Origin of the sequence: Frankia sp. BMG5.23, assembly GCF_000685765.2 — a bacterium.
GTDB classification, from domain to species: Bacteria; Actinomycetota; Actinomycetes; order Frankiales; family Frankiaceae; genus Frankia; species Frankia casuarinae.
On the sequence record NZ_JDWE01000040.1, the window covers coordinates 1 to 21687 of the forward strand.

Consider the following 21687-nt stretch of genomic DNA (forward strand, 5'->3'; position numbering starts at 1 on the left):
ACCGACTCGTCCCATTCGAGGTCCGACCGGCCGCTGATCTGCCACAGGCCGGTCAGCCCCGGCTTCACCATCAGCCGGCGGTGCACGTCGTCCTCGTAGCGGGCGACCTCCGACGGCAGCGGCGGACGCGGCCCCACCAGCGACATCGTGCCGNNCNNNACGTTGANCANCTGCGGCAGCTCGTCGAGCGACCACTTGCGCAGGAACTTCCCGACCTTGGTGATCCGCGGGTCGTCACGCATCTTGAACAGCAGCCCCTCGGCCCGCTCGTTGCGCGACTCCAGCTCCGCCTTGCGCGCCTCCGCGTCGACGTACATCGACCGGAACTTGTACATNGTGAAGTGCTCACCACCCCGNCCNACCCGGATCTGCTTGAANANNGCCGGNCCNCGNCTGGTCAGGCGCACCGCNAGCNCNAGNNCNAGNANCANCGGNGNGNACAGCAGGANNANCNNNNCGGCCACNCNNCGGTCGAANANNNNCTTCATNNCCCGNCGNGNNCCGGTGAGCTCCGGCTCCTCGATGTGCAGCAGCGGCAGCCCGGCCACCGGACGAATCGAGATCCGCGGCCCGGTCACGTCGGTCAGCGCCGAGGAGACCAGCACGTCGACGTCGCTGCCCTCCAGCGTCCACAGCACCCGGCGCAACGTCTCGCCGTCCATCTGCGGACTGATGGCAACCGTGGTGGCGTACGTCGCCCGGATGGCCGTGTGCAGGGTTTCCGAGGTGCCGACGATCGGCACCCCGAGCAGGTCGAACCCACTGCGTTCCGGGGAGTCGTGACTGTGCCGGCCGGGCGAGCGGTCGAGCACGACACCGACGACCGNCCAACCCGACGTCGGATCCCGCTGGGCCAGCCGGACCAGGGTGGCAGCCGACTCCCCGGCCCCGACCACGAGCACCCGGTGCAGGCAGCGGCCCGCCCGGCGCATCCGGTGTAGGAGGCCGCGGCCGACGACCCGACCCACCATGGAGAACAGGGTCGCGGCCGGGAAGGCGATCAGCACGTAACTACGGGCGATCTCCGCCTTCGTCGCGTACGAGGCGATGGCCACCGCCGCGGTGAACCGGGCCGCCGTGTTGACCACCCGCCGGAACTCCTCCGACCCGCCACCGAGGAACCGGCTCTCGTAGGCCCGGTTCAGGGACATCGCCAGCACCCAGGCGAGCGGCAGCAGAACCGTCATGAGGATGTACGGCTTGGAGGACACCGGCTGGGTGCCGAAGTCGACCAGGTCGCCGAATCGCACGAAATACGCGAGCCCCGCTGCCACCACGCAGGCGGCCGCGTCGAACAGGACAAGCAGCCGGACGTAACGCCGTTCCCAGGTCACCTGAGCGCGGTAGCCGCCCGTCTCGACGGCGGCCGGGCTCACCCGCCCCGCGCTGTGCCGCCCGCCGGGCCCGGTGGCCGTGCGGCTCGGCGGTGCGCCGGCGGGCCGGCCGGCCGTTCCCGCCGGCGCGTCCGGCGGGAACGGCATCCCCTGCCCGCCGCGGGTGCGCGGAACGAAGTTCGACCCAGCGGTCGCGCGCGTGCCGCCGGACACCGTCTCCGTCACTCGTGGTCCCCCCCAGCACCGCGACGGTGCGCGTTGACGACACCGACCGGACCCGGCCGAATGGACTGGCCCAGTGGCGCCGGCACGTGCCCGAGCCCGAACGAGGATCCGAGCGGGCCCGGAGGTGTCATCGTCCTCCCCGTTCGGCGGCCCGCGGCACCCCTCGCTCAGACAGCCACGAATTCATCCCTCGGTGGTACATCGACCGGACCTCCAGCGATCTTCCCCCCGCCACTGACTGTGGGCCATCCCGAACGACGAGCCGAACGCACGCATCATCCAGGTCCCGCTGGAGTGTGTCGGCACACACCGGAGCGAACTGGAGTACCGGACGCCGACACGGGTGGCGCTCCGTGGTCACGGGGGCAACGTTACCGGCTGCGCCAAGACGATTTACCAGCGGCCCGGCCAGGCGATGGCGGCGTGGCGCCCCGACCGCCGACCGTGGCGATGGCGTGATCCGTGCGTTTATGGCGACTCACAGTAACAGAGATGCGGTCGTCGGGCAGCGACCGCCATGACGAACCTTCCGAGTCGACGAACCTTCCAAGTCCGCCCACCGATGCGGACATGACGGACACCATCGACCCACGGACGCCTGACGCATACACTGCGCACACAAACAGCGGCGATAATGCTACTCTGCGTTATGGATCGCGGGTCTCGACTCGGGATCCGTCGGCTGCCCGCCCCCGCGGGCGCCGGGGGGTGGGGCTGTGCGATCCGGCGCGCCCCGTGCGACGTCGCCGACGTGATATCGCCGGGGTGATGTCCCCGGGATTGATGTCACCTGGAGTGATGCCGCCCGGGTGAGGCCGGTGAGCACAGTCACGGGACGGTCGGCGCCTGCCGGACGGGTGGGGGCGCCCAGGCAGGCGCCGGCTGCCGTCCCGGTCCTCCGCCGGTCTACCCGGCAGCCAGCCGCCTCAGGGCAGGGCGGTGACGACGTCCGCCAGCGGCTTGCGGGCACCGGTGTAGAACGGCGTCTCCAGCCTGGTGTGCCGTCGCGCCGCGCTGGCCCGAAGGTGCCGGATGCAGTCGACGATCCGGTGCAGCTCATCCGCCTCGAAGGCGAGCAGCCACTCGTAGTCGCCCAGTCCGAACGAAGCCACCGTGTTGGCCCGGACGTCCTCGTACTCCCGGCCCATGATCCCGTGCTCGGCTAGCATCCCGCGCCGTTCATAGTCCGGCAGCAGGTACCACTCCAGCGAGCGGTTGAACGGGTAGACGCAGAGATAACCGCGGGGGTCCTCCCGCCGGACGAAGGCGGGGATGTGGTTCTGGTTGAACTCCGCCGGCCGGTGCAGGCCGACCGCCGACCACACCGGACGCAGGTGCCCGCCCAGGGCCGTCCGCCGGAACCGCTGGTAGGTCTCCTGCAGCAGGTCCGGGTCCGGGCTCGTCCACCAGACCATCAGGTCCGCATCGGCCCGGTAGCCCGAGATCTCGTAGACACCGCGGGTGTAGACGTCCTTGGCCAGCGCCCCGTCGAGCAGGGCGGTCGCCTCGTCGATCAGCGGGGTCCGCTCGGCGGGTAGCGGACGGTCGGCCGCGAAGACCGACCATCCCGTGTAGAGCAGCTCCGCGTTGAGTTCGCGGGCCGATTTCGTAGACTCCGACATTCCCAGCCTCCTTCACCGGCGGCCGGACGCGGTCCGGGCCGGTGCACGTGATCAGATTCCCGGGCCCACCGGATCGGCCGGACTGCCCTGCGCCGTCCGGGTAGCCCTCAGCACCGCGTGCGCGGCGGTCTCCCCCGACCGGATGCAGGCCGGGATGCCTACACCGTCGTATCCCGCGCCGGCGAGGGCGATCCCCGCTGGAAGCCCCCGGCGCACCGCGGCGATCCGGTTGAGATGACCCGGCAGGTACTGCGGGAGCGCCCCGCCCCAGCGACTCACCCGGGTCGCTACCGGCCGACCGGACAGGCCGGTGATCTGCGCGATCTCCGCCGCCGCCACCCCGGCGAGCTCCACATCCCCGCGCTGCAGGTCCTGTTCGGCACCGGCGCGGCCGATGCTCGCCCGCACCACCGTGAGCCGGTCGGAGCCCAGGTGCGGCCACTTGGCGGACAGGAAGGTGGCCGCCTTCACCGCGGTGCCCGCCCGGGCGGGCACGAGGAATCCGCTGCCGGGTGGCGGCGCGGCGTCCCGGTAGACCAGCGTCACCAGGCCGACCGAGGCGTAGGGCACGCCGGCAAGCGGGGCGGAGGCATGCGGGGCCAGCGGCGCCAGCAGGGCGCGGGCCACCCCGGCAGGCACCGCGAGGATCACGGCGTCGGCCTGGAACGGCCCGAGGGCGTCCGCGCCGCCCACCCGGTCACAGTTGACCTGCCAGCCGCCCGCGGTCTTCGCGATCGAGCGGACGAGCACCCCGGTGCGCACGGTGGCGCCGGACTGCGCCGCCACTCGCGCCGCGAAGGAGCCCAGCCCCCCCCGAAGCGTGGCGAACAGCGGCGCCGTCGAGGTCGTCGTCGCGGGTCCGGTACGGGCCCGCACCCGGTGCGCGCCGAGGAGCAGCGAGCGGTCCTCGGCGAAGATGGGGACGAGCTGGGGCACGGTCGCCCGCAGCGACAGCGCGTCGGCCCGGCCCGCATACACCCCCCCGAGCAGCGGATCCACCAGCAGGTCGACGACTTCGCGCCCGACCCGCGTGCCGACGTAGCGACCGACGGTCGGATCGTCGGCGAAACGCGTCCGCGGCAGCACCAGGTCGGCGGCGGCCCGCACCAGCCCCCACGGGGACAGCACCCGCGAGCGGAGCAGGCCGAGGACGTCGGTCGGCACTCCGAGCAGGGTGTTCGGGGGGATGGGATGCAGCCGGCCGCGGATCCACAGTGAGGCTGACGTCGTGGCCGGATGCACGATCTCGTGCCCGAGCCCGATCTGCCGGGCCAGGCGGAGTCCGTCGGGAACCCGGGCGAGGAAGGACTCCGCGCCCTCTTCGACGTCCAGACCCTCGATCGGGGTGGTACGCAGCTTGCCACCGACCCGGTCCGCCGCATCGAGGACGGTCACTTCGGCGTGCCCGGCCAAGGCGCGGGCGGCCGAGAGCCCGGCGATACCCCCACCGACGATCACAACCCGCACGTTCCTGCCGCCCTTCACGTTGAGTGGTGCCGCCCGCCAGCTTTCACCATCGGGCCGGTGCCAGTGAACCGGCCCGATGAAGGCGGATCATCCGCCGTGGATCATCCGCCGTGGACAAGGTCGGCGACGTGCGCGAGCACGCCCGGATCGGTCTGCGGCAGCACCCCGTGGCCGAGGTTGAACACGTGCCCCTCTGCCTCGGCCCCGCGGGCGCAGACGTCGCGCACCTTGGCGGCGAGCACCGGTTCGGGGGCGAAGACCGCGGTCGGGTCGAGGTTTCCCTGCACGGCATGACCGGGCCCGATCCGCCGGGCGGCCTCGTCGAGAGGGACCCGCCAGTCGACGCCGACGACGTCCGCACCCGCCTGGCCCATCGCGGCGAGCAGCTCACCGGTGTTCACACCGAAGTGGATGCGCGGCACCTCACCGGCGAAGGCCGCCAGCACCCGAGCGCTGTGCGGCGCGACGTAGCGACGGTAGTCCGCCTCGTCCAGCGCCCCGGCCCAGGAGTCGAACAGCTGCAGCGCGTCAACACCGGCATCCACCTGGACGCGCAGGAAGGCGGTGGTGATGTCGGCGAGCCGGGCCAGCAGGGCGTGCCAGAGCTTCGGTTCGCTGTACATCAACGCCTTGGTGCGGGCGTGGTCGCGACTCGGTCCGCCCTCGATGAGGTAGCTCGCGAGGGTGAACGGCGCCCCGGCGAACCCGATCAGCGGGGTTGAACCCAGCTCGGCCAGCAGGAACCGGACCGCGTCGGCCACGTAGGGAACGTCGTCCGGCTCCAGTGCACGCAACGCGGCGAGCCCGACGGCGTCCCGCACGGGCTCGGCCACCACCGGTCCGATCCCGGCGACGATGTCGATGTCGAGGCCGATCGCGACCAGGGGCACCACGATGTCGGAGAAGAAGATCGCCGCGTCCGGCCGGAACCGGCGTACCGGCTGGAGCGTGATCTCCGTGATCATCTCGGCGTCCCGGCAGGAGTCGAGCATGGCGACTCCCGCGCGCAGGGCCCGGTACTCGGGCAGGACCCGCCCGGCCTGACGCATGAACCACACCGGCGTGGTCCCGGGGTGCTCCCGTCGACAGGCACGCAGGAAGGGCGCGGTGTCGGCCAGGCCGGGCCGCCGGGCGAGCGCTGCACCGCTCGGCGGGGGCGAGACGCCACCCGGCCCGGATCCGGGTCGCGCGTCAACGTGGAGGACAGGCATGGGTCGATCGTTGCACGCCTGTGGGAGGTGTGGGAGGACGGCCGTAGCGGGATGGGCCACCACACGGGCCTGACGGCTCCCAGCGGCGAGGACCGGGGAGTACGAACCGGAACGTTGCACATCCGCTATCTTCTACTCTGAGTAGAAGAACTTCCAGGTTCAGCCGGTGTCGGGCGCTCCCGCCCGTCGAGGCGGCGCTCGGCGGACGGGGACGAACGATCGAGCGGACGTGACGAATCCCGCGGTCGCCGTGGCACGGCCACGGCGCGTCCCGGGTCCCGGAGCGCCAAGGCGCCCGAACAGTGGAACACCTCAGTGTCATCTGCTACGCCGTCTGCTACTACACCGTCTGCTACTACACCGTCTGCTACGACGCCATCTGCTACGACGCCATCTGCTACGACGAGGAGTCACCGATGACCGGTCGTGCCCCGAGCGGCGCCTTCCAGCCCCTTGCCCTGGCCCGCGTCGTCTCGCTCGCCGAGGCGTCGTCCTTCCTTCTGCTGCTCGTCGCGACCGCGATCAAATACGGTGCCGGCTACCCGATCGGCGTGCGGATCCTCGGCCCGATCCACGGCGTGCTCTTCCTCACCTATTGCGCCCTCATCGGCTACCTCTCGATGGTCGGGCGCTGGCGCCGTAAGCGGACCGTACTCGCGCTGATCGCCGCGGTGCTGCCTGTCGCCCCGTTCTTCGTCGAGCGGCACTGGCTGCGCGGCGACGCCGTCCGGCTGGGCAACGCGGAGCCGGCACGCCCCACCTCGAAGCCGGCCGGCCAGGCGGGCTGAGCCTGGGGCCGGCCCGACCCCACCGGCCCACAGACCGGGCGATCCGCCCCGCACCGCCCCGAGACGGGCTCACGCGACACGCCGGAGAGAATGCACGGACATCCGCTCGTCCCGTGGCACCGTCAGTCCGGTCGGAATTGGGGTAGAGGGTGCGCGTCATCCCGCGTTCCTCTCCCTCCGGCCGTGGCGAATGGCGCGCGATCCGTGGTTATGCGCCCACCACGATCCAACGGGACGCATCACGGGCAGACGTGCGCGGGGAGTGGTGGTCGAGTGGAACAGGTCCGGATGAGCGCCGAGGATCACATCGTTCTCGTCTGCATCGCATGCCGCGACGAGCGCATCTTCGAGCAACCTCCGTGCTCCGACGGGCACGGTGACGACTGCCCGGAGTGGGCCTGCACCTCCTGTGGCACCGCGGTGCTGGTCGGGCCGGCCCCCGCGGAGCGGCCGACGACCCGGCCGAGGCCCGTGCGCGAGACCCCCGCAGTCCGAGATCTCCGCGGCCGCGATCGTGCCGCCGCGCGGATCCCGGCGTGAGCCTGCACAGTTCCGCCCCTCAGCCGGGGTACTCCGGACACCGGCTCACCGGTTCCCGCCCGCACGCAACGGGACCGAACCCGTACGCTCCGGCGTCTGGCCAGCATGATCACGACCGACGTCCTACCGTTGCCGTCATGGGGGTCGCGCAGTCATCCGAGGCGAGCCCTCCGATCTTCCTCGCGGTCACCGACGCCCTGCGCGCGGGGATCGCGCGGCTACGCCCGGAGGTGGCGGTGCACGAGGTGGCGGCACCCACCCGGGTCGCGCCGTTCTCCTTCGCTCTGGCCGGCGGGCTGACCGGGGACGAGGCCGACACCGCGGCCGGCCGGCTCATCCTGCTCATGGATCCCCAGGGACAGCCGGCCTGGCAGGGCACGGCCCGCATCGTCTGCTACGCCCGCGCGAGCATCGACCGGGAGATCGCCGGCGATCCCCTGCTCGCCGAGGTCGCCTGGTCGTGGCTGCGGGAATCATTGGAGGCGCACGGCGCGGGCGTGCGCGCCCTGGGCGGCACGGTCACGGCCACCGCGTCACAACGCTTCGGTGTGCTCGCGGCCGACGGGGACAGTTTCGACGTGGAGCTGCGCTGCTCCTGGTCACCCGACTGGGCGGAGACCGCCCTCGCATCCGACCGCGGCCCCGCGGGGCCGGACACGCAGGGCCGGCTGCCTTGGAGCGCCTCGGCGACGGTCGCCCACCTGCTCGCGTTCGGGGACCTGCTCGCGGCCATGGCCGGGCTTCCCCCACAACTGTCCGGAGTCATCACGCTACCAACTCGCCGGAGTTGACCGCGTCACACCGGCCCGCCGGACGGACAGCACCGCACCACCCACCGCGCGCCGCGGCCGACCTTCCACCGCGCACACCTCCCATTACCACGTCGTTACAAAGCGTATAAATAACGCGATTCGCTGTAGGACACGGCTACCTCCGTCAGGATTCAGACGTACGATCACCGATCGTGACGTCGACGGTTCCTGAATCAACACAGCAGGTCAGCGGGGGTGTCAGCGCAGAGGTGGAGGTACAGCCCAGCACCGGTGCTCATGAGCCCATCCCGCTGCTCATCCCTGCGGACGGGGTACCCCCCGTCATCGTTGACACCGCGGAACTCGCCGCGGCGGCGGAACGCCTCGCGGCCGGCATCGGGCCGGTCGCGTTCGACGCCGAACGCGCGTCCGGTTACCGGTACAGCCAGCGGGCCTACCTCGTCCAGATCCGACGGCGGGGCACGGGCTCGCTGCTCCTCGATCCGATCGCGCTCGAGGATCTGAGCGTCATCCAGGACGCGGTGGGCGGGGTCGAATGGGTGCTGCACGCCGCCAGCCAGGACCTTCCGTGCCTGTCCGAGCTCGGTCTGCGGCCGAGTCTGCTGTTCGACACGGAGCTCGCCGGCCGGTTGCTGGGCTACGAACGGGTCGGGCTGGGGATAATGGTCGAACGGGTGCTGGGCTACGGGCTGGAGAAGGGCCATTCGGCCGCGGACTGGTCGACCCGCCCGCTTCCCGAGCCGTGGCTGCGCTACGCGGCACTCGACGTCGAGCTGCTGGTGGAGTTGCGCGACGCGCTCGAGGCGGAGCTGATCGAACAGAACAAGATCGAGTTTGCCCGGCAGGAGTTCGCCGCGATCGTCGCGGCCCCGCCACGCGAGCCACGGGCCGAGCCGTGGCGCCGGACGAGCGGGATCCACCGAGCCCGGTCCCGCCGCCAGCTGGCGGCGGTCCGGGCGATGTGGACCGCCCGGGACCGGCTAGCTCGTACCCGTGACGTCGCGCCGGGTCGCGTCCTCCCGGACAGCGCGATCATGGACGCCGTGCTGAACGCCCCCACCGACGCGGCCGCGCTGGTCCGGCTGCCCATCTTCTCCGGACCACGGATCCGCCGCACCGCGAACGTCTGGCTCGACGCCCTGCGTGGCGCCGCCGCACTGCCCGAGGAGGAGCTGCCCGCCCCGGCCGGACCGGGCGGCGACGGTCTGCCGCCGCCCAACCGCTGGGCCGAGCGCGACCCGGTGGCCGCGTCGCGGCTGGCCCGGGTGCGGGCCGCGCTGGCCGCCCTCGCCGCCGCCCACACGATGCCGGTGGAAAACCTCCTCGAGCCCGCGTTGTCCCGGCGGCTCGCCTGGTCCCCGCCGAATCCCCTGACGGACACGGCCGTCGCCGGGGCGCTGCGGACCGGCGGGGCACGCCCCTGGCAGATCAAGCTGACGGCCGCTCCCCTGCTCACCGTCCTCGCCGAGCCGCCGGCCGAACCGACGGAACCGGCCGAACCGGCCGAACCGGCAGCCGAGCCGGCGGGCTGACGACCGGATCCGCGGGTCGTAGGCCAGGGACGGACCGGCGCATCACGGCATCGGCCTCCCCGGGCATCCGGCATCCATGGCTCCGGGATGTCTACCGGCTGGTAACCGCTGCCGTAGGCTAGCCGTGCCGGCGGTATCCGCGCCGGTGCCGGCTGGCTGTCCAGGCCCTGGAACCGGGTTTCGGACAACGGCCGACGTTCGACGGCGACGAACCGGCGGTCGGTGGCGGCCGCGGGTCGGGAGGTCCCGTGTTCGGATCATCCAGAAACTTCGTACGCGACGTCGTGTTCGTCGACGGGGTCCGAACCCCGTTCGGGAAGGCCAAGGGCGTCTACGCCGAGACCCGTGCCGACGATCTGATCGTGCGGGTGATCCGGGAGCTGCTGCGACGCAATCCTTCCCTCCCCCCCGAGCGGATCGACGAGGTGGCGATCGCGGCCACCACCCAGATCGGCGATCAAGGCCTGACCATCGGCCGGGTCGCCGCCATCCTGTCCGGGTTGCCGGAAACGGTGCCGGGCTTCGCGATCGACCGGATGTGCGCAGGCGCCGTCACGGCGGTGACCACGACGGCCTCGTCGATCGCCGTCGGCGCCTACGACGTGGCCGTGGCCGGCGGGGTGGAACACATGGGCCGCCACCCGATGGGCGAAGGCGCCGACCTCAACCCCCGGTTCGTCGCCGAACGGCTCGTGGACACCTCCGCGCTGGTGATGGGCTCGACCGCCGAGAACCTGCACGACCGGTACCCCAAGATCACCAAATCGCGGGCGGACGCCTTCGCTCTGGCCTCCCAGGAGAAGGTCGCCAAGGCGTACGCGAACGGTCAGATCCAGCCCGACCTCGTCCCGGTGGCCGCCCGGCACGTCGAGACGGGCTGGGAGTTCGTCACCGTCGACGAGCCGCCGCGACCGGACACCACGCAGGCGGGGCTCGCCGGGCTGCGCACGCCGTTCCGGCCGCACGGGCGGGTGACCGCGGGCAACTCCGCCGGGCTCAACGACGGCGCCACCGGCTGCCTGCTCGCCGCCGCCGAGGTGGCGGCCGAGCTAAGCCTGCCGGCGAAGATGAGCCTGGTGGGTTTCGCGTTCGCCGGAGTCCCCCCCGAGGTGATGGGCGTCGGGCCGATCCCGTCGACGGAGAAGGCGCTGGCCCGCACCGGCCTGACCATCGACGACATCGGCCTGTTCGAGCTGAACGAGGCCTTCGCCGTGCAGGTCCTGGCCTTCCTCGACCACTTCGGCATCGCCGAGGACGATCCCCGGGTCAACCCGTACGGCGGGGCCATCGCGTTCGGTCACCCACTGGCGTCCAGCGGGGTGCGCCTGATGACCCAGCTCGCCCGGCAGTTCGCCGAGCATCCCGAGGTGCGCTATGGCATGACGGCGATGTGCGTGGGTCTCGGCATGGGCGCCACCACGATCTGGGCGAATCCGCACCACGCCGCGGCCAACTGAGCAGGTACGACGACCGAGCAGGCACGACGACCGACCCGGGACGACCCGTCCGACACGACCGGGCCCGCGGCGGAACCGAGGGGAGATCCATGACCATCGACGAGGTGACCCTGTCCTTCCCGGGCGAGGTCGTCACGGCCGCCCACGTCCGCTACGCGCGGCTGCCCGAGGTGGCCGGGCCCGTCGCCCTGATCACCCTCGACAACGGTCATGACCACACCCGGCCGAACACCTTCGGCCCGGCCGGCCTGCGGTCCCTGCTCGCCGCCGTCGACGAGATCGAGGCGCACGACCCGCCGGTCGCCGCGATCGCCGTCACCGGCAAGCCGTTCATCTTCAGCGTGGGTGCGGACCTGTCCTTCCGCTCATCGCTCACCGACCCGGAGCGGATCCGCCCCTCGCTCGCGGCGCTCGGCCGCCTCGGGCACGAGGCCTTCGCCCGGGTGGGTGAGGGTCGCCTGGGTGACCGGAAGGTCCCGACCTTCGCCCTCGTCAACGGGGCGGCGCTGGGCGGCGGGCTGGAGCTGGCCCTGCACTGCGACTACCGGGCGCTGTCCGCCGGCATTCCCGCACTCGCCTTCCCAGAGGTCTTCCTCGGCCTCGTCCCGGGCTGGGGCGGCACCCAGCTGCTGCCCAACCTCATCGGCGCCGAACGGGCGGTGTCCGTCGTCATCGGCAACGCGCTCAGCCAGAACCGCATGCTGCGCGGCCGGCAGGCGTTCGAGCTGGGTCTCGGGGACGTGCTGCTGGAGCCGGCGGACTTCCTGGCGGAGGCGCTGCGCTGGGTGGGCCAGGTGCTGCGCGGCGATGTCGACCCGGTGGCCGCCCGCGCGCCGGTCGAGCGGGGGGCGGGCTGGGCGGAGGCGATCGCACGGGGCCGGACGCTCGCCGACGCGAAGCTGCACGGGGCCGCGCCGGCCGCCTACCGGGCGTTGGACCTCCTCGCGCTCGCCGAGACCGCCGACCGCGCCACCGGGTACGCGGCCGAGACCGAGGCCCTCGCCGATCTGTCCGTCAGCGACGAACTCGCCGCCAGCCTGTACTCCTTCGACCTCGTGCAGAAGCGGGCGAAGCGGCCGGTGGGCGGGCCGGACCCGGCGCTGGCCCGGCCCGTGACGAAGGTCGGGGTGGTCGGCGCCGGCCTCATGGCAAGCCAGCTCGCCCTCGTGTTCGCGCACCGGCTCGAGGTGCCGGTGGTGCTCACCGACATCGACCAGGCCCGGCTCGACGCCGGGGTCGCGGGGGTCCACCAGGAGGTCGACAACCTCCTGCTGCGCCACCGCATCACCCCCGACCAGGCGAACCGCTACAAGGCGAACGTCACCGGATCCCTGACCAAGGACGCCTTCGCGGACGCGGACCTCGTCATCGAGGCCGTCTTCGAGAACCTGGCCGTCAAGCGGACCGTGCTCGCGGAGCTCGAGGCCGTCGTGGCGCCCACGGCCGTGCTCCTGACGAACACCTCGGCGCTGTCGGTCACCGAGATGGCCGCTGGGCTCGATCATCCCGAACGGGTAGCCGGGCTGCACTTCTTCAATCCGGTGTCGGTCCTCCCCCTGGTCGAGGTGGTCCGCGCTGCCCGCAGCGACGACGCCACCATCGCGACGACGCTGGCCGTGGCGAAGAACCTGAAGAAGAACGCGGTCCTGGTCGCCGATGCCCCGGCGTTCGTCGTCAACCGGCTGCTGACGCGGTTCCTCGGGGAGGTGCTCGGCGCGACAGAGGGCGGTACGCCGCTCGAGGAGGCCGACCACGCCCTCGATCCGCTGGGGCTGCCGATGTCCCCGATGACCCTGCTCGCCCTCGTCGGGCCGCCGGTCGCCCTGCACGTCGCGGAGACACTGCACGCGGCGTTCCCGGACCGGTTCCGGCGGCCGACGGCTCTCGCCCGGCTGGTCGAGGCGGGCCGGAGCGGCGTCTACACCACGGGCCCGGACGGCGTCCAGACCGTCGACCCGGACGCCGCCGCGCTCATCTTCACGCCGTCCCCGGCCGCCACCCCGCTGACCGGGGACGAGGTACGCGAGGCGGCGCTGCGGGCGCTCGCCGAGGAGATCCATCTGATGCTGACCGAGAAGATCGTCGCGGAGGCCGCCGACATCGACCTGTGCATGATCCTCGGCGCCGGCTGGCCGTTCCACCTCGGCGGCATCACGCCCTACCTGGACCGTAGCGGCATCAGCGAGGCCGTCACCGGGCAGCGCTTCGCCCCGCCGGGGGTCGCCACCCTGCGCTGATCCAATCGGCCGCCCTGACCATCGGCGCCGGTCAGGCCGTGCGGACCGGTGGCTCGTCGTCGCCACCGCCGCGTCGGCCATCGCCGGGGGAATCATCGAACGGGCCCGGCTGCTGAAGATCCGGGGGCAGCGACGGGTCCAAGGAGAACGGGGCGCCGGGCGTCAGCAGGCAGTAGCTTCCGGATTCCTTTCCCACCTGGTACGTCTCGTGGCTCGCCGCGGCGCTGCCGCGCCGGACGTCGACCTGAACCTCCCGGACCGTCGGGGAACCCACGGACCGGTGGATCTGCACTCTTCGCACGGCGAACGAGGCGATACCGCCCTGGACATCGTCCAGAGCCCGCATGATGATGGCGAACTCGGACGCTGGGCGGCGTTCCTGGACCGACGGGCAGAGGCGGACGTAAGCGGCCTCGTAGCGCGAGTCCCTGACCTCCATCAGGTAGGCGCGGACGGCGTTGGCAGGGCCGTCGGTGGAGCGGAGGAGCAGGAACAGACCGGTTCCGCCCGCGCCGGTCAGGAGGGCGAGCACGAGGACGAGCGGGATCAGCCACCGGGCCCGACTACGGCGGGGTGCCGGCGGCCCGCCCGGCCACCCGGGGCCGCCCCACGAGATCGGCGGGACGGGCGGGGGCCACCCGGGTGGCCGTTGCGGGTCATGGTGCACCCCCCACCCTCCTCCCACTTTCCTCACATTCGCTCCTGCATCGCATCATCAGTACACAACAGCCGAGCACCCCGCTGCCGTAGGGCGACACCGACGAGCGCCCAGACCAGGTCGGCGATCGTGGCGAGAAGCCGCGCCACCAACGCGACCAGGGTCGCCGACCCGCTGGCGACCGCCGGCGCCAGCGCCAGCACCAGCACCGCCTCCCGCACCCCCGCCCCGGCGGGCAGCACCAGTACCAGGAATCCGGCGGTCCAGGCCAGGGCATAGGCCCCGAGGGAGAGCAGCAACAGCCGGCCGCCACCGACCGCCGGATGCAGATCCCGGACGAGCAGCCAGGTCGCCACCCCATAGCAGCAGAAGCTGAGCAGCAACCAGCCGGCTCCGGCGGCGACGGCCCGCGGGGGCAGCGGTTCGGTCAGCGGTGGGCGGCGCAGCAGCCGGAATGCCAGCGCCAGCAGGCGGGACAGCACCGGGGGACAGAGCACGACGACGAAGACGGGCACGACCGCCAGCGCCCACCAGTAGTCGGCGAGCGCCTGCGCGGAGACGAACGGCAGGGTGACCGCCGCGGCGAGCCCCCCGCTCGGCACCGCGAGCGCCAACACGACCAGGCTCGCCGAAGCCGCCTTCGGCCGGGAGACGCCGTGGTCGCGGGAGAGCTCCATCTGCGCGAGCACCGGCCACACGCTGCCCGGGATATATTTGCCGATCTGCCCGACGAAGAAGATCCGCACAGCGGCCCGCAGGGGAAGCGCGGCGCCCAACCCCCCCAGCAACGCCCGCCAGGACAACACGGTGGTACCGACGGCAAGCACGGTGACCACACCCGAGGCCACCACGCCGCCCACGGTGAGCGAGCGGACGGACTCCTCGATCTCGTTCCACTGGCTGACCATGGCGAGAACCAGTAGCCCGAGGGCCACCAGAAGCGCACCACGCACGGCCCACCAGCGTGGGCCGTGCCCAGCCCGGCGGCGGGAGGCGGCGCCCTGGCGCGCCGACACGGTGTGCTCACCCACCTGGTCAGCCTAGGACGGCGGTCGGGCCGCCACCGCGCCGGGCCCCGACACGGTGGCGGATCCCGACACGGTGGCGGATCCCGACACGGTGGCGGGTCCTTGCCCGTCGGACCCCGATGACCGGGCGGCACCCGGGTGCGTCCGGGATCAGCGCACCCGAGTCAGAGCACCGGGATCAGCGCACCCGAGTCAGAGCACCGGGATCAGCGCACCCGAGTCAGAGCACCGGGGTCAGCGCGCCGCGGTCAGCGCTGGTCGCCGATGGCCTCGCCGGCCCGCTCGCCCGCCGGGGCCGCTTCGCCGGGCGAGGTCGGGTCGTCCTCGATCGCCGGCTGGCGCTTCGCGACGGCCTCGACGACCTTGCGGGCGAGGTCCTGCGGGGCAAGCCCGACCTCGGCCATGACCTCGTCCCGCTTGCCGTGGTCGAGGAAGCGCTGGGCGATGCCGAAGTCCCGCAGGGGCACGTCAACGTCGGCGTCGCGCAGCAGCTGGGCCAGCGCCGCCCCGACCCCGCCGACCCGGCCGTTATCCTCGACGGTGACGACGAGGTCGTGGGCGCGGGCAAGATCGATCAGCGCCGGGTCCAGTGGCTTGACCCACCGCGGGTCGACAACGGTGATGCCGATGCCCTGGCTCGCGACCCGCTCCGCGACCTCCAGGCAGGTGGCGGCCATCGCGCCGATGGAGACCAGCAGCACCTCGCGGCGCTGGGCCACCTTCGGCGAACGGTAGAGCACGTCCACCCCGCCGACCGTGTCAATCGCCGGCACGTCCACGGCGACCTTGCCCTTGGGGAAACGCACGACGGTCGGGCCGTCGGTGTCACCCACGGCCTCACGCAGCTCCGCCCGCAGGGTCGGCGCGTCCCGCGGGGCGGCGATCGCGAGCCCCGGGACGACCTGCAGGAACGACAGGTCCCACATGCCGTTGTGCGACGCCCCGTCCTCCCCGGTGATGCCGGCCCGATCGAGCACGAACGTCACGGGCTGGCGGTGCAGGGCGACGTCCATCAGGACCTGGTCGAACGCGCGGTTGAGGAACGTGGCGTAGAGACACACGACGGGCTTGAGCCCACCCATCGCGAGCCCGGCGGCCGAGGTGACGGCGTGCTGCTCGGCGATACCGACGTCGAACACCCGGTCCGGGTAGGCCTTGGCGAAGGCGCCGAGACCAACCGGCTGGAGCATCGCGGCGGTCAGCGTGACGACGTCGGGCCGCTCGGAACCGATCTGCACGATCTCGTCCGAGAAGATGCTCGTCCAGCTGATGGTCTTCGACGTCGACACCGGCTTGCCGGTCGCCGGGTCGATGATGCCGACGCCGTGGAAGTTGTCGGCGTCGTCCTGCTCCGCCGGCGGGTAGCCGAAGCCCTTGCGGGTCACGCAGTGGACGATGACGGGCCCGCCGAAATCCCGAGCCCGGCGCAGGGCCGACTCGACCGCGACGACGTCGTGGCCGTCGACCGGGCCGACGTACTTCAGGCCGAGGTCCTCGAACATGCCCTGCGGCTGGACGACGTCTTTGATGCCCTTCTTGATGCCGTGCAGCGCGTCGAACAGCGGGGGGCCGACCAGCGGGGTGCGGCCGAGGACCTGCTTGACGACGTCGAGGACCTGCTCGTACTCGGGCGCCAGCCGCAGCGCGGCGAGGTGGTCGGCGAGGCCGCCGATCGTCGGTGCGTAGGAGCGGCCGTTGTCGTTGACGACGATGACGACGGGCCGGTCGTCGGCGGCGATGTTGTTCAGCGCCTCCCAGCACATCCCGCCGGTCAGGGCGCCGTCACCGACGACGGCGACGACGGCCCGGTCCTCACCACGCAGCGCGTAGGCACGCGACAGCCCGTCGGCGTAGGACAGGGCGGTCGAGGCGTGCGAATTCTCGATGATGTCGTGCTCGGACTCGGCCCGGCTGGGGTAGCCGGAAAGGCCACCCCGCTGGCGCAGCCCGGAGAAATCGTCCGCCCGGCCGGTCAGAATCTTGTGCACATAGGACTGATGGCCGGTGTCCCAAAGGATGCGGTCGAATGGCGAATCAAACACACGATGTATTGCCAACGTCAGCTCGACAGCCCCCAGATTCGGCCCGAGGTGACCTCCCGTACGCGCGACTGCGTGAATGAGGAAATCACGGATCTCGGCCGCCAGGGTGGCGAGCTCCTCGTGGTCGAGGCGCTTGACGTCCTGCGGACTACTGATCGTGGACAGAAGCGACACGGCGTGAACTCCCTCTCCCGAAAGGGGATCGGTCCGGGTCCGGCAAAGTCTACGCAGCCCGTCTGGCCCCTTGCAGACGGGCACCCGACATGTGAGTTCCTCGTAGACCGTCAGGCAATAGGCCTGATCGCGGTAGAATCCACCTCCCCGGTTGTCCACTATTGGTCCGGATCCGAGTACGCGGATGCACACACTCTGTCGGCGTGGCGCGCGGGCGACACGCCGGCACGACCAGGTCGTGTCGGGAGCGGCCGGAAGTGGAGTCCACGGCCTTCCGGCGACACTTCTGGTACCGACGCAATCACACCAGGTTCGGATTCCGGTCCGCGCCGCGCGGCTCGAGCAGTGCCACGCACTCGACGTGGGCGGTCATCGGAAACAGGTCGAAGGCGCGCAACACGACGAGGTCGTAGCCCGCGGCCGCCGCGGCGGCGAGGTCCCGACCCAGCGCGACAGGATCGCAGGCGACGTAGGCGACCGCGCGGGGGCGATGGGCGAGCAGCGCGGCCACCACCGCCGGGCCCGCCCCGGTGCGCGGCGGGTCGAGCACCGCGAGATCGACCCGGCCGGCCGGCCCGCCCGTACCGACCACCCCACGAACGGTAGCCGGCGTCACCCGCAACGCCCGCAGCGAGACCCATGGCAGATCGGCGAGGTTGTTCGCCGCGGCCGCGACCGACGCGGCGTCGGACTCCAGCGCGATGACGCGGCCAGCGGCGCCGACATCCTCCGCGAGGAACGCCGCGAACAGGCCCGTCCCGGCATACAGGTCGAGCGCGGTCTCCCCGGCTCGGGGACGCAGGGCCTCGCGGACCGCGTCCACCAGCACGCCGGGAGCCGCCGGATGGACCTGCCAGAACACCTCCGGCCCGAGCCGGAACCTCCGCCCCCCCACCACCTCGACGACCTCCCCGGGGGCTCCGACCTCCCCGGGATCCTCGCCGGTCCCGGCGTGCTCGTCGTTGACGACCGTCCCGGCACCGGCGGGATGCACCGCCACGGCCACCTGCCCGGTCGCCGGGCTGGCCGCGACCTCGACGGCGTCGGCCCCAGGAAACCGCCGGCCGGCGAGCGCCGCGAGGACGAGGGGGTGGGCGATGCGGCAGTCCGGCGTCGCCACCACCTCGTGCGAGCGGCTCGCCCGCAGCCCGACCTCGCCGCCGGCCGTCACCGCGAAGCGCATCCGGGTCCGCCACGCCAGTCCGTCGTCGGCGCCACCGGGCCGGTCGGATCCGGTCAGCCGCTCCGGACCGCCGACGGGCACCGCCTCGACCAGCACCTCCAGCGCCGGCTCGGCGCCGGGTCCGGCCTCGGCCGCCGTCCCTAGGCCGGACCCGGCGTGCGCGGGGCTGACCCGGGCGTCGAGGCCGCCGAACCGCCGAAGGGCGTCGGCCACGACCTCGGCCTTACCGCGCCGCTGCGCCGCGAGGCCGGCATGCTGCCAGTCGCACCCCCCGCACAACCCTGGACCGGCGTGCGGGCAGGGCGCGACCACCCGGTCCGGCGAGGGCGTCAGGACGGCGACCGCGTCCGCCCGCCAGTACCGCTCGTGGGAGGCGTCGGTAACTCGGGCACGAATCCGTTCGCCGGGCAGGGCATGGCGGACGAACACCACCCGACCGCCCGAGCGGGCGACGCAGAAGCCGCCGTGGGCCACCGGCCCGACGTCGAGGTCGAGCAGCGAGCCGACCGCGATCCCCGGCACGCGGGCCTGCCGTGCGGTGCCCCCGAAGACGCGCGATCGCGCGGGCCGACGCTGTCGACTCACCGCTTCCGCTCCAACGGGCCGGGAAGCGTGGCCCGGCCCTGTCGCACCGCGCCCGCCCCGGTTCGTTCGAACCGCTGCTCGGCCAGCCTGGACGAGGCGAGCTGCCAGGGCACGCTGGTGACCATGACGCTGGGCTGGAAGAGCAGCCGGGCCTTGAGCCGCAGCGCGCTCTGGTTGTGCAGGAGATGCTCCCACCAGTGACCGACGACGTACTCCGGGACGTAGACGGCGACGACGTCGCGGGGGCTCTCCCGCCTGATCCGGGCGACGTAGTCCAGCACCGGGCGGGTCACCTCCCGGTAGGGGGAGGCCAGCACCACGAGATCGACGGTGATCCCCCGCTCCGTCCACGCCTTGCGGAGCCGATCGGCCTCCGCCTGGTCGACGGCGACCGTGACCGCGACGAGGCTGTGCGGCCGCGACGCCTTGGCGTAGGCCAGGGCCCGCAGTGTCGGGGCATGGATCTTACTGACGAGGACGACGGCGTGGATCCGGGAGGGCAGGGTCGGCGGCCCGGGTTCCGGGGTGAGTTCGACCGCGACCCGGTCGTAGTGAGCCCTGATCCCCCGCATCCCGAGAAAGATGATCGGGATAGCCAGACAGACGATCCAGGCACCGTGGGTGAACTTCGTGACCAGCACGAGGATCAGCACGGTGCCGGTGAGGCAGGCGCCGAAGAAGTTGATCGCCTGAGACCGGCGGATCCGCCGGCGGGCGGCCGGATCGGACGCCGCCGGGTCGTCCGAGCGCAGGATGCGTGCCCAGTGCCGCACCATCCCGGTCTGGCTGAGGGTGAACGAGATGAAGACCCCGAGGATGTAGAGCTGGATCAGGGCGGTGACCTGCGCGTCAAACACGACGATCAGCAGGATCGCGAAGCCGGCGAGCAGCACGATCCCGTTGGAGTAGGCCAGTCGGTCACCGCGGGTGTATAGCTGACGCGGCAGGTAGCCGTCGCGGGCGAGGATCGAACCCAGCACCGGGAAGCCGTTGAAGGCGGTGTTCGCCGCCAGCATCAGGATGAGAGCGGTGACGACGGCGATGTAGCCGAAGCCGGGCGATCCGTCCCCGAAGACGGCGGCGGCGACCTGGGCGATCACGGTCCGCTGCTCACCACTGGCGCCGATCAGGTCCCCGGTGTGCTCAGCGACATGCACGTCGGAGATCAGAGCCAGCGCGGTGACGCCGCCGAACATCGTGACTGCGATAAGCCCCAGCATCAGCAGGGTGGTCGCGGCGTTGCGGCTCTTGGGCTTCCGGAACGCGGGCACCCCGTTACTGATCGCCTCGACCCCGGTGAGCGCCGTGCATCCCGAGGCGAACGCCCGCAACACCAGGAACACCAGGGCGAATCCCGCGTAGTCACGCTCGGCGACCACCTGGTACCCAGCACTCTCGGCCCGCGGCGGATGACCGACGGCCGCCTGGACCAGCCCGGTGACGATCATTACGAAGATGCCGAGCACGAAGCCGTAGGTCGGGATGGCGAACGCCGTGCCGGACTCGCGCACCCCACGCAGGTTCATTATCGTCAGTAGGACGACGATGACGACCGCGAGGAGCACCTTGTGCGCGGCGAGCCCGGTGATAGCGGACGTCAGGTTCGCGACACCGGCCGACACCGACACCGCGACCGTGAGGACGTAGTCAACCAGCAGGGAACTGGCCACCAGCAGGCCGGCCCGCGGGCCCAGGTTGACCGAGACGACCTCGTAGTCGCCGCCGCCGCTCGGGTAGGCGTGCACGTTCTGCCGGTAGGACGCCACCACCGTCAGCATCAGGATGGCGACGGCTCCAGCAAGCCAGGGCGAGATGTGGTAGAAGGCCAGCCCACCCAGCGACAGGACAAGCAGGATCTCCTCGGTCGCGTACGACACCGAGGAAAGGGCATCGCTCGCGAAGACGGGCAAAGCGATGCGTTTAGGGAGCAATGTCTCCCCAAGCCGGTCGCTCCCGATCGGTCGACCGACGAAACCGCGCTTGAGGCGGTCCGTGAGCGCCACGCGGCGATGCTACCGACGCCAGCCACGCAGTTCAGTATCAGTGTGACGTGGCACACAGATACTCCGTATCCGGAGATCCGGCCACGTGACCTGCGCCGGTCAGCCCGGATCGGACTACCCTCAACCCTTGTGCACGTCGTGATCCTCGGCTGCGGCCGAGTCGGCTCCGCGCTTGCCCGCAGCGTCGAACGGTTCGGCCACTCAGTGGCAATCATCGACCAGAACCCCGCCGCGTTTGGGCGGCTACCGCAGGATTTTACCGGTCTGCGGGTCACCGGGATGGGCTTCGACCGCGACACCCTCATCGAGGCGGGCATCGAGCAGGCCGCCGCGTTCGCCGCCGTCTCCAGCGGGGACAATTCGAACATCATCGCCGCCCGGGTGGCCCGCGAGATGTTCGGGGTCGAGCGGGTCGTCGCGCGGATCTACGATCCCCGCCGGGCCGAGGTCTACGAGCGGCTCGGTATCCCCACCGTCGCCACGGTGCGCTGGACCCGGGACCAGATCCTCGACCGGCTCCTACCCGACGCTGTCACGCCGCAGTGGTCCGACCCGTCGGGCTCGGTGCTGCTGGCCGCTATCCCACCCGGACCCGCCTGGGTGGGCCGCCGGATCCGGGAGTTGGAGGAGTCCGCCGGGGTACGGGTGGCCTGCGTGACCCGGTTCGGCGAGGGTGTCCTGCCCGATGCCCGCACCCTCGTCCAGGACGGTGACGTGGTGCACGTGGCGGTGACGAAGGCGCACGCCTCCGAGGCGGACACGGTGCTGCGCACCGGGCCGGACGGCAAGGACTCCGGGTAGATCCGGGCAGATCTGGGCAGATCCGGG

General features: G+C 72.0%; 15 protein-coding genes and 1 pseudogene. 7 read left to right on the forward strand and 9 right to left on the reverse strand.

The genetic code is table 11. The features are described 5' to 3' along the window. From BMG523DRAFT_RS16190 to hemE, 4 genes and pseudogenes are all read right to left on the reverse strand, one after another. Window positions 1-1559 (reverse strand): annotated as a pseudogene (locus tag BMG523DRAFT_RS16190) (sugar transferase); the annotation flags it as partial. Window positions 1560-2485: 926 nt separating this feature from the next. Beyond that, window positions 2486-3181 carry a hydrogen peroxide-dependent heme synthase gene (gene hemQ / locus BMG523DRAFT_RS16195; protein WP_011435779.1) on the reverse strand — a complete coding sequence of 232 codons (696 nt, stop codon included), beginning with the start codon at window positions 3179-3181 and terminating at the stop codon, window positions 2486-2488. Between the two features lie 51 nt (window positions 3182-3232). After that, window positions 3233-4648, reverse strand: coding sequence for a protoporphyrinogen oxidase (gene hemG, locus BMG523DRAFT_RS16200; protein WP_011435778.1), 1416 nt, complete (start codon window positions 4646-4648; stop codon window positions 3233-3235). Between the two features lie 101 nt (window positions 4649-4749). After that, window positions 4750-5859, reverse strand: a complete 1110-nt coding sequence (hemE, locus tag BMG523DRAFT_RS16205; RefSeq protein ID WP_011435777.1) for a uroporphyrinogen decarboxylase — start codon at window positions 5857-5859, stop codon at window positions 4750-4752. 302 nt (window positions 5860-6161) lie between these two features. On the opposite strand from hemE, the gene BMG523DRAFT_RS16210 reads away from it, so the two are divergent. The 6 genes from BMG523DRAFT_RS16210 (at window position 6162) to BMG523DRAFT_RS16235 (ending at window position 13186) form a co-directional block, all read left to right on the forward strand. Next, the gene (locus tag BMG523DRAFT_RS16210; RefSeq protein WP_083494844.1) at window positions 6162-6647 is read left to right on the forward strand and encodes a DUF3817 domain-containing protein; all 486 of its coding nucleotides are present in this window, start codon (window positions 6162-6164) and stop codon (window positions 6645-6647) included. Between the two features lie 288 nt (window positions 6648-6935). Next, entirely contained in the window at window positions 6936-7187 is a 252-nt protein-coding gene (locus BMG523DRAFT_RS16215) for a hypothetical protein (protein ID WP_023841679.1), read from the forward strand. Between the two features lie 137 nt (window positions 7188-7324). Then, window positions 7325-7978, forward strand: coding sequence for a DUF3000 domain-containing protein (locus BMG523DRAFT_RS16220; protein ID WP_011435775.1), 654 nt, complete (start codon window positions 7325-7327; stop codon window positions 7976-7978). 173 nt (window positions 7979-8151) lie between these two features. Next, window positions 8152-9492, forward strand: a complete 1341-nt coding sequence (locus BMG523DRAFT_RS16225) for an HRDC domain-containing protein (RefSeq protein ID WP_049760860.1) — start codon at window positions 8152-8154, stop codon at window positions 9490-9492. A 248-nt stretch (window positions 9493-9740) separates the two neighbouring features. After that, on the forward strand, window positions 9741-10949 hold the full coding sequence (locus tag BMG523DRAFT_RS16230) for an acetyl-CoA C-acyltransferase (RefSeq protein ID WP_011435773.1): 1209 nt from the start codon (window positions 9741-9743) through the stop codon (window positions 10947-10949). A gap of 89 nt (window positions 10950-11038) precedes the next feature. After that, complete coding sequence (locus BMG523DRAFT_RS16235; RefSeq protein WP_011435772.1) at window positions 11039-13186, forward strand: 3-hydroxyacyl-CoA dehydrogenase NAD-binding domain-containing protein; 2148 nt, start codon at window positions 11039-11041, stop codon at window positions 13184-13186. Between the two features lie 31 nt (window positions 13187-13217). Here the strand turns inward: BMG523DRAFT_RS16235 and BMG523DRAFT_RS16240 are convergent, their stop codons facing one another. The 5 genes from BMG523DRAFT_RS16240 to BMG523DRAFT_RS16260 all read right to left on the reverse strand — a co-directional run bounded on the left by BMG523DRAFT_RS16240 (window position 13218) and on the right by BMG523DRAFT_RS16260 (window position 20859). Continuing rightward, window positions 13218-13853 carry a hypothetical protein gene (locus tag BMG523DRAFT_RS16240; RefSeq protein ID WP_023841681.1) on the reverse strand — a complete coding sequence of 212 codons (636 nt, stop codon included), beginning with the start codon at window positions 13851-13853 and terminating at the stop codon, window positions 13218-13220. A gap of 23 nt (window positions 13854-13876) precedes the next feature. Next, entirely contained in the window at window positions 13877-14875 is a 999-nt protein-coding gene (locus BMG523DRAFT_RS16245) for a lysylphosphatidylglycerol synthase domain-containing protein (RefSeq protein WP_051623898.1), read from the reverse strand. 245 nt (window positions 14876-15120) lie between these two features. Continuing rightward, a complete protein-coding gene (gene dxs / locus BMG523DRAFT_RS16250) occupies window positions 15121-17088 on the reverse strand; it encodes a 1-deoxy-D-xylulose-5-phosphate synthase (protein WP_011435769.1) in 1968 nt (655 codons plus the stop codon). Between the two features lie 301 nt (window positions 17089-17389). Next, window positions 17390-18793 (reverse strand): class I SAM-dependent RNA methyltransferase, encoded by a 1404-nt coding sequence (locus tag BMG523DRAFT_RS16255; protein ID WP_035958210.1) that lies wholly within the window; start codon window positions 18791-18793, stop codon window positions 17390-17392. 59 nt (window positions 18794-18852) lie between these two features. Then, a complete protein-coding gene (locus BMG523DRAFT_RS16260) occupies window positions 18853-20859 on the reverse strand; it encodes an APC family permease (protein WP_011435767.1) in 2007 nt (668 codons plus the stop codon). Between the two features lie 129 nt (window positions 20860-20988). Here BMG523DRAFT_RS16260 and BMG523DRAFT_RS16265 point away from each other — a divergent pair, with 129 nt between their 5' ends. After that, window positions 20989-21660, forward strand: coding sequence for a TrkA family potassium uptake protein (locus BMG523DRAFT_RS16265; RefSeq protein WP_035908790.1), 672 nt, complete (start codon window positions 20989-20991; stop codon window positions 21658-21660). Window positions 21661-21687: the final 27 nt, after the last annotated feature.